Genomic DNA, 8,821 nt, shown 5'->3' with positions numbered 1-8,821 from the left:
CAATAAAAAGGGTCAATAGCAACAAAACACATAAAAATAGTAAGACAATTAGACAAAAAAGCTACTAATAGAAAAGTATTTTCTAAATTTGCTCTATTAATTAATTATAATAGATATGTTACAGATAGCTTTTATTAGAGAAAATCAAGAGCAAGTAGCTAAAGGATTAGCAAAGAGAAATCTTGATGTTACGGCGTTGCTAGAGGAAGTGTTGGCTTTGGACGAGAAAAGAAGAAGCACACAGGTGGAATTAGACAATGTATTAGCAGAATCTAACAAGCTATCCAAAAGTATTGGTGAGTTAATGAAGAATGGTGAGAAAGCAAAAGCAGAACTTATCAAAGAAAAAACATCAAACTTACGCGATCAGAGCAAACAACTTACAGAGCAATTAAACGCAATTTCTGCTGAGTTGACTGAAAAACTTTATACTATCCCGAATGTACCAAACGATATAGTACCAGCAGGAAAAGATGCAGATGATAACTTAAACGTATTTGAAGCAGGTGAAGTGCCAAGCTTACATGAAGGAGCATTACCACACTGGGAATTAGCAAAAAAATACGATATTATTGATTTTGAATTAGGTAATAAAATCACGGGAGCAGGTTTTCCAGTATATAAAGGTAAAGGAGCACGATTACAAAGAGCTCTAATTTCTTATTTCTTAGACAAGAATACAGAAGCAGGATACAAAGAATACCAAGTACCTCATTTAATTAATGAGGCATCAGGGTATGGAACAGGACAATTACCTGATAAAGAAGGCCAAATGTACCATTGCACTGTAGATGATTTATATTTAATTCCTACAGCAGAAGTTCCTGTTACAAATATCTTCAGAGATGTAATCTTACAAGAAAGTGAATTGCCAATTAAGTGTACTGCTTACACTCCATGTTTCCGTAGAGAAGCAGGATCATATGGAGCGCATGTAAGAGGTCTTAACCGCCTTCACCAATTTGACAAAGTAGAAATTGTACGCATAGAGCATCCAGATAATTCATATCAAGCGTTAGATGGAATGGTAGAACATGTAAAAGGAATCTTAAACGAATTAAAATTACCTTACAGAATCTTGAGATTATGTGGAGGAGATATGGGATTCACTTCTGCCCTTACTTATGACTTTGAGGTATTCTCAACCGCTCAAGATAGATGGTTAGAGATTAGTTCAGTATCTAACTTTGAGACATTCCAAGCTAACAGACTTAAACTACGCTTTAAAGATAGCGATGGAAAAAACCAATTAGCTCATACCTTAAATGGAAGTTCGTTGGCATTACCACGTGTTTTAGCTGGAATCTTAGAAAACTACCAAACTCCTGAAGGAATTGTAATCCCTGAGGTTTTAAGACCTTATACAGGATTTGATATTATAGACTAATATTTACATTGAATACAAATAAAATATCAAGCACCAAATCCCTTACAAAGACTTTGGTGCTTTTTTTATCTTTGCACAACTCAAACGATTATAACTTCTTATAAAGAAAACTACAATGATTATTTACAATATCACAATCAACATACATGAAAGTGCTCATGAAATGTGGATAAAATGGATGGAGAACGCTTATATACCAGGGATTCTAGCAACAAAAAAATTTGATAAAGCCAGAATGGTAAAAGTATTAGTAGAAGAAGACATGGGTGGAATCACGTACTCAGTTCAATTTGAAACTAAGAGCAAGGAATTGTTACAACAATTTTATAAAGAAGATTTTGATCGTTTTGAAAGCGAAGCAAAGAAATTATTTGGCGAGCTCATGCTTACATTTAAAACAGAATTAGAACTAGTACGAGAATATTAAAAAGACAACAATGGAGAAAGTAAGAGCTAAAAAACACTTAGGTCAGCATTTTTTAACTGATGAAAGTGTAGCAAAGCGCATCGCAGATACTCTATCATTAGATGGGTATAAGAAGGTGTTGGAAATAGGGCCAGGTATGGGAGTACTAACTAAATATATCTTGGACAAGCCTATTGAGACATTCGTTGTCGAAATTGATACCGAGTCAGTAGATTACCTAAATTTGCACTATGAGAAGCTACACGACCATATTTTTGGACAAGATTTTCTAAAGTTTGATATTGTAAGAGCGTTCAATCAAGAGCCTTTTGCAGTAATTGGAAACTTCCCTTATAATATATCAAGTCAAATTGTCTTCCGAGTATTAGAACTAAAAGACTATGTACCTGAGTTCTCAGGAATGTTTCAAAAAGAAGTAGCTGAGCGTATATGCGAAAAAAAAGGAAGTAAAACCTATGGTATACTTTCTGTTCTTACACAAGCATTTTACGAAACAGAATATCTATTTACAGTTTCAGAACACGTATTCAATCCACCACCAAAAGTAAAATCAGGTGTAATGAGAATGCGAAGAAAAGAAAACTATGCTCTACCATGTAGCGAAAGACTTTTCTTTAACGTAGTAAAAACAGCTTTTAATCAACGTCGAAAAACCTTGCGAAACAGTTTAAAAAGCTTTCAACTACCAGAAGAAATTAGAGAACAAGAAATATTTAACTTAAGACCTGAACAATTAGGTTTTGAAGAGTTTATCAACATTACTAAAACAATAGAAGCAAATGGAGTTCAAAATCTGTAAAGAATCTATCGAGTTAATTGAGGAGTTAATCGCAAAAAAAGATGAAAAAGAACTATTAGTTATTTTACAAGATTTGCACTATGCGGATATTGCTGAGATAATGAATGAGCTTTCGAACGACGAGGCCTCTTATATATTTGACATACTTGATAGTGAAATTACAGCGGAGATTCTATTAGAATTAGACGAAGATATAAGGGAAAAGATTCTTAAAGGTCTTTCACCAAAAGAAATTGCAGAAGAATTAGACGAATTAGATACAGATGACGCTGCAGATATTATATCAGAGTTACCTGAGGGTAAGAAGGAAGAAGTTCTCTCTGAATTAGAAGATTTAGAACATGCAAAAGACATCGTCGAGTTACTGCGATACGACGAGGATACAGCAGGGGGATTAATGGCTAAAGAATTTGTCTCTGTCAATGAGAATTGGTCCGTACTTACTTGTGTAAAAGAAATGCGCAAGCAAGCTGAGCATGTATCAAGAGTTCACTCTATATACGTTATTGACGATGAGAGCAGATTAAAAGGGCGTTTATCCCTAAAAGATTTACTTACGACATCCACTACAACACATATTAGCGATGTATATATACGCAATGTTGATTATGTGAAAGTAGATACCAAAGATGTAGAAGTAGCTCGTATAATGCAAAAATATGACTTAGAAGCTATCCCTGTAGTAGATGAGATGGGAAGACTTGTAGGTAGAATTACAATTGATGACATTGTAGACGTCATCAAAGAAGAAGCAGATAAAGACTACCAATTAGCAGCGGGTATTTCGCAAGACGTTGAGGCCAATGACAGTATTCTAATGTTAACTCGCGCACGATTGCCATGGTTAGTTTTGGCGATGATTGGGGGATTTGTCGCTGTAAATGTTTCAAGAAGCTTTGAAGGAGCAATGGAAAAATTTGGAGTACTCTTTTTTTTCACACCGTTAATTGCCGCTATGGCAGGAAATGTAGGTGTACAATCTTCAGCCATCATCGTACAAGGTCTTGCAAATAATTCTATCACTGGATCAATCTGGAAACGCCTATTAAAAGAAGTTACCTTAAGCTTACTAAATGGATTTCTCTTGGCTATTTTAATGATGTTGGGAAGTCACTTCCTATTAGGAGTCGATTATATTATAGGTATAACCGTTTCTATCGCATTAATCAGCGTGATCATTATAGCCAGTTTAATAGGAACCTTCGTTCCAATTTTCTTAAACAAATACGGTATTGACCCAGCATTAGCAACAGGGCCTTTTATTACTACCAGTAATGACATATTTGGAATCTTAATTTACTTCTCTATTGCGAAAGTAATATTAGGATTCTAACGAAAAACTAAAAAGTAATATGCAAACAAGAAAAGTACTTCATATTGACAGCAATCATCCCTTAATGATAAGAGAGCTTTCATTACTGGGATATGAAAATGTAGAAGATTATACCACTTCTAAAGAAATAATTGAGCAAAGTATCCATCAATATGAAGGCATTATTATTCGCAGTCGATTTAAAATCGATCGCCAATTCTTAGATTTGGCGACAAATTTAAAATTTATAGGTCGCGTTGGTGCAGGGTTAGAGAATATAAATTGTGATTACGCCATACAAAAAGGTGTAAAGCTTATTGCAGCTCCTGAAGGAAATAGGACAGCAGTTGGTGAACACGCCTTAGGGATGCTGCTTTCACTACTAAACAAATTGAATTTAGTAGACCAAGAAGTAAGACAAGGCATTTGGATAAGAGAAGGCAACCGAGGTATAGAGATTGAGGGTAAAACTGTTGGTCTGATAGGTTATGGCAACATGGGTAATGCATTTGCAAAACGCCTACAAGGTTTTGATTGTAAGGTAATTTTCTATGATATAAAAGACAATTTAGAAAATCAATTTGCCAAACAAGTTTCTCTTCATGAGTTACAAGAAGAAGCTGATATTATTAGTTTACATACGCCCCAAACTCCACAAACAATTAACTTAGTAAACAAAGCTTTTATAGAGAATTGCAAGAAGCCCTTTTGGTTGATAAATACAGCAAGAGGTAAAGCTGTTAATACAGCAGACTTAGTTGAAGCATTAAAAGAAAAAAAAGTATTAGGTGCAGCATTAGATGTATTAGAGTATGAGAAATCAAGTTTTGAAAATATGTTCACAGAGAACAGCTTACCAGAACCAATGCAATACTTAATACAAGCTAAAAATGTACTTTTATCGCCACATATTGCTGGATGGACAATCGAGAGTAAAGAAAAACTAGCACAAGTAATTATAGATAAAATCAAAAAACTGTAATTGTGCTTTTCACGATACAATAAAAAAGGGCTTAGTGTACACTAAGCCCTTTCTGTTGAAATTAAATATATAAAGATTAAATACTCTTCTCTCTTTCTCTTTGTTGATTTTCCTCTTGAATCTTGCGTTCAAGTTCTGCCTCAAACTCTTCCATTACAGGTTTAACAGTACTTTCAGGTAGATCGGCAATCTTAATATACATCAGACCATCAATAGCATTATTAAACAAAGGATCAACGTTAAAAGCAATTACCTTTGCATTTTGCTTAATATACTTTTTAATCAAAACAGGTACTCTCAACTTACCAGGTTCAATATCCTCAATAACTTTATCAAATTTATTCAGATCTGAATCTGTCTCATTAAAAATTAAATCGCGATCAGATTCCTTTAGATTGACCTTATACTCCATTTTAGGAGTAACATACTGAGCAATGAAAGGATCAAAATAGTGAGATCTCATAAACTCAATCATCAACGATTTAGAAAAATCGGAAAACTGATTACTAATACTCACACCTCCTATTAAATACTTGTGTTCAGGGTATCTCAGCGTTGTATGCACAATCCCTTTCCAAAGTAAGAACAGCGGCATAGGCTTTTGTTGGTACTCCTTAATAATAAAAGCACGCCCCATTTCGATAGATTGAGCCATCATTGGATACAATTCAGACTCAAAACGAAATAATTCGTTCAAGTAAAAACCGTTAATACCGTGTTTCTTGTAAATCTCAGATCCTAATCCCATACGATAAGCTCCACAGAGTTGCTCAGCTTCTGAGTCCCACAAGAACATATGGTGATAATAGGAGTCGTATTGGTCAATGTCGGTTGAATTATTTGTTCCCTCTCCTACTTCTCTAAAAGTAATCTCTCTTAAGCGACCTATCTCACGCATAATTGTCGGTATCTTATCTGACTTACACAAGAAAACCTCATAATTCTTAGACTGAAGTAAACGGAAATCACCTTCTCGAAGTGCTTCGATTTCAGACTTAATAGTATCATTCGAAGATGGAGATGCAATTTCTTTTACCGTTTTCGGCAACTTAAAATTAAAGGAAGGTACCTTAATCCAACGATTGATATCACCTTTATAAGCATTAGACAACAAATAAGTTTTAAACCTCAAAAAGTTACCATAATCTGATAAATCATAATGCTCATTTTGTTCTTCAACTGAAATTGGACGACCTATGCGTATCTTGATTGTACGATTCTTCTGAGTCAACAATTCTGAAGGAAGTTTAGCGGTACGCAAAGTTGGATTTATCTTAGATAAAAAATAAAACAACTTACTATTTTGTGCGTGAAAATAAATAGGAACGACAGGAACATTAGCTTTCTTAATCAGCTTAATTGCCCCTTCCTCCCAAGGTTTATCAACAACTAATTTACCATCCTTATAGGTAGACACTTCTCCAGCAGGAAAAATCCCTAAGGGTTTTCCATCACTTAGATGGCGAAGTGTATCTTTAAGACCTATCACACTAGACTTCGCATCCTTGTTATTCTCAAAAGGATTAACAGGCATAATGAAAGGCTTAAGAGGCTCTATCCTGTGAAGTAAAAAATTAGCAATAATCTTAAAATCAGGATCGTGTTCCATCATCAATTTAAGCAACAGAATACCGTCTATGCCACCAAGAGGATGGTTAGAAATAGTAATATAAGGACCTTTTTTTGGCAGTCTCTTTAATTCTTCTGGATCTATCTCAAAATCAATTTGAAACTCTTCTAAAATAGCATTTAGGAACTCTAAATCGTTAAGATGCTTATTCTTATTGTAGATCTTATTTAATGTAGTAATCTTAAGCGTTTTCATCAACATCCAACCAGTCAATGTGCCAAAAACACCGTATTTGTCAACATTAATTGCCTTAGCTACTTCTTTAGCTGTTACTAACCCCATTTAATAATCATAATTAATAATACAAATATACTAAAATATTTAGGCAATCTCTTTTATTTCAACATAAGTAGCTGATTTTTACTCCAAAACCATTTAAAAAAAACCTAAATAACTGATTAAAACATACATAAGTAATATAGCATAAACTTATAATTTTTCTATTTTTGGGCTATTAAAACAATTTAAAATGAAGATAATATCATATAACGTAAATGGAATACGTGCAGCAATCAAAAAAGGATTCATTGATTGGATACAAGAAGAAAATGCAGATGTCATTTGCTTACAAGAAACTAAAGCGAAAGAAGACCAGATTCCAGTAGAGGACTTAGCTGCTGCAGGGTATCCATACCAATATTACTTTTCAGCAAATAAAGCAGGCTATAGTGGTGTAGCCATATTGAGTAAACACAAACCAAACAATGTAGTATATGGGACGGGAAAAGATTATATGGACTTTGAAGGAAGAAATGTAAGAGTTGATTTTGACGATATTTCAGTGATGTCTTTATATCTACCCTCAGCATCAAACATTGATCGTTTAGACTTTAAGTATCAATATATGGATGATTTTTTCACTTATATAACAGAACTTAAGAAAGACGTACCTAATCTCGTTATCTGTGGAGATTACAATATATGTCACCAAGCTATTGATATTCACGATCCAGTTCGCAATGCTAAAGTATCAGGATTCTTGCCAGAAGAAAGAGCATGGTTAGACAAGTTTATCAACAATGGGTTCATCGATAGCTTTAGAATGTTTAACAAGGAACCACACAATTACAGTTGGTGGACCTATAGAGCAAATGCACGAAACAACAACAAGGGATGGCGAATAGATTATAACCTCGTAACAGAAACGCTAAGAGATCGCATCCAATCTGCGTCAATATTAGCTGACGTTGTACACTCTGACCACTGTCCTATTTCAGTAGTTATAAAATAATAAAGGCAATATAAAACGCAAAAGCTAAAAAATGAATCTTAGAACGATCGTACTCGGCCTAATAGCCACGGCATTACTTTCATCATGTGTAACCCGAAGATTATACAACGATTTAGAAGAGCAATATCAAGAAGCACTCAAAGAAAACGACAATCTCTCTAATGACTTAGCTATGCTTAATAGTTCTAATAGTGATTTAGAAAAAGGGAAGAAAGAACTTGCTAAACAGTTAAAGGAACTGCAAGAAGAACGCAAGAACCTCAATGCTGAAATCATAGCTGCTGAAAATCGCTTAAAGGATTTAGAACAGTCGTATAAAACACTACAAAAAAATAATCGCGATGCTTTAGAAGCTGAAGCGGCACGCTTATCTTCAGCCAAAAGTGAACTTGCAAGTAAATCAACTCGTATAGCGGAGTTAGAAGCTATACTTGCAGCGAATGACAAGCAAATGCGCGATTTGAAAGAGAGTTTATCATCAGCTTTAAACGCTTTTGAAGGAAAAGGTTTAAGCATAGAACAGAAAAACGGCCGTGTATATGTGTCGATGGAAAACAAGTTGCTGTTTCGATCTGGAAGTTGGTCTGTAAACCAGGAAGGAGCTCAAGCAGTCAATGAATTGTCAAAAGTATTAGCAAACAATCCTCATATAACTGTGTTAATAGAAGGACATACAGATAACGACAAGATTGTTGGCCAATTAGGAGAAGGTGTTAAAACAAATTGGGACTTGTCTACAAAACGAGCCCTGGCTATCGTTGACATTATAACCTCTAATCCAGATATAGTCAAAAGTAATATAACTGCTGCAGGGCGAAGTGAATATGCACCATTACAATCAAACGATACACTAGAAGGTAAGGCGAAAAACAGGCGAATTGAAGTTATACTTACCCCTAACTTAGACAAAATTAATTCAATGCTAAATGCACTATAATATAAAATGAGATAACAATTGTTATCTCATTTTTTTAATATACCTAAACAAAACACAGAAAAACAAAAAACACTACTTATCACAACTTAAAATCATAAGTTAAAAAAGAAAAACGT

The 8,821-nt window shown here is 34.4% G+C and carries 8 protein-coding genes; 7 read left to right on the top strand and 1 reads right to left on the bottom strand.

Annotation, left to right across the window (positions count from 1 at the left end):
- The first annotated feature begins 115 nt into the window (after positions 1–115).
- The 5 genes from serS (at position 116) to GOQ24_RS11315 (ending at position 4,907) form a co-directional block, all read left to right on the top strand.
- Positions 116–1,387, top strand: coding sequence for a serine--tRNA ligase (gene serS, locus GOQ24_RS11335; protein ID WP_160339732.1), 1,272 nt, complete (start codon positions 116–118; stop codon positions 1,385–1,387).
- A 115-nt stretch (positions 1,388–1,502) separates the two neighbouring features.
- The gene (locus GOQ24_RS11330; RefSeq protein WP_155091986.1) at positions 1,503–1,814 is read left to right on the top strand and encodes a DUF4286 family protein; all 312 of its coding nucleotides are present in this window, start codon (positions 1,503–1,505) and stop codon (positions 1,812–1,814) included.
- 10 nt (positions 1,815–1,824) lie between these two features.
- Positions 1,825–2,613, top strand: a complete 789-nt coding sequence (gene rsmA / locus GOQ24_RS11325) for a 16S rRNA (adenine(1518)-N(6)/adenine(1519)-N(6))-dimethyltransferase RsmA (protein ID WP_155091985.1) — start codon at positions 1,825–1,827, stop codon at positions 2,611–2,613.
- Positions 2,594–3,946, top strand: coding sequence for a magnesium transporter (mgtE, locus tag GOQ24_RS11320; RefSeq protein ID WP_160339731.1), 1,353 nt, complete (start codon positions 2,594–2,596; stop codon positions 3,944–3,946). The genes rsmA and mgtE overlap by 20 nt, the downstream gene beginning before the upstream one ends.
- Before the next feature lie 19 nt (positions 3,947–3,965).
- Positions 3,966–4,907: a 2-hydroxyacid dehydrogenase gene (locus GOQ24_RS11315; RefSeq protein ID WP_160339730.1), complete on the top strand. Its 942-nt coding sequence runs from the start codon at positions 3,966–3,968 to the stop codon at positions 4,905–4,907.
- 76 nt (positions 4,908–4,983) lie between these two features.
- On the opposite strand, the gene GOQ24_RS11310 is transcribed toward GOQ24_RS11315, so the two are convergent.
- Positions 4,984–6,819, bottom strand: a complete 1,836-nt coding sequence (locus tag GOQ24_RS11310) for a GNAT family N-acyltransferase (protein ID WP_155091982.1) — start codon at positions 6,817–6,819, stop codon at positions 4,984–4,986.
- Between the two features lie 187 nt (positions 6,820–7,006).
- Between GOQ24_RS11310 and GOQ24_RS11305 the strand changes: the two genes are divergently transcribed.
- Positions 7,007–7,768 (top strand): exodeoxyribonuclease III, encoded by a 762-nt coding sequence (locus GOQ24_RS11305; RefSeq protein WP_160339729.1) that lies wholly within the window; start codon positions 7,007–7,009, stop codon positions 7,766–7,768.
- Between the two features lie 31 nt (positions 7,769–7,799).
- Positions 7,800–8,705, top strand: coding sequence for a flagellar motor protein MotB (locus GOQ24_RS11300; RefSeq protein WP_160339728.1), 906 nt, complete (start codon positions 7,800–7,802; stop codon positions 8,703–8,705).
- Positions 8,706–8,821: the final 116 nt, after the last annotated feature.

The sequence above is a fragment of the Myroides sp. LoEW2-1 genome (assembly GCF_009767705.1).
In the GTDB taxonomy this organism is placed as follows: domain Bacteria; phylum Bacteroidota; class Bacteroidia; order Flavobacteriales; family Flavobacteriaceae; genus Flavobacterium; species Flavobacterium album_A.
This window is presented reverse-complemented; position numbering and strand designations above follow the sequence as displayed.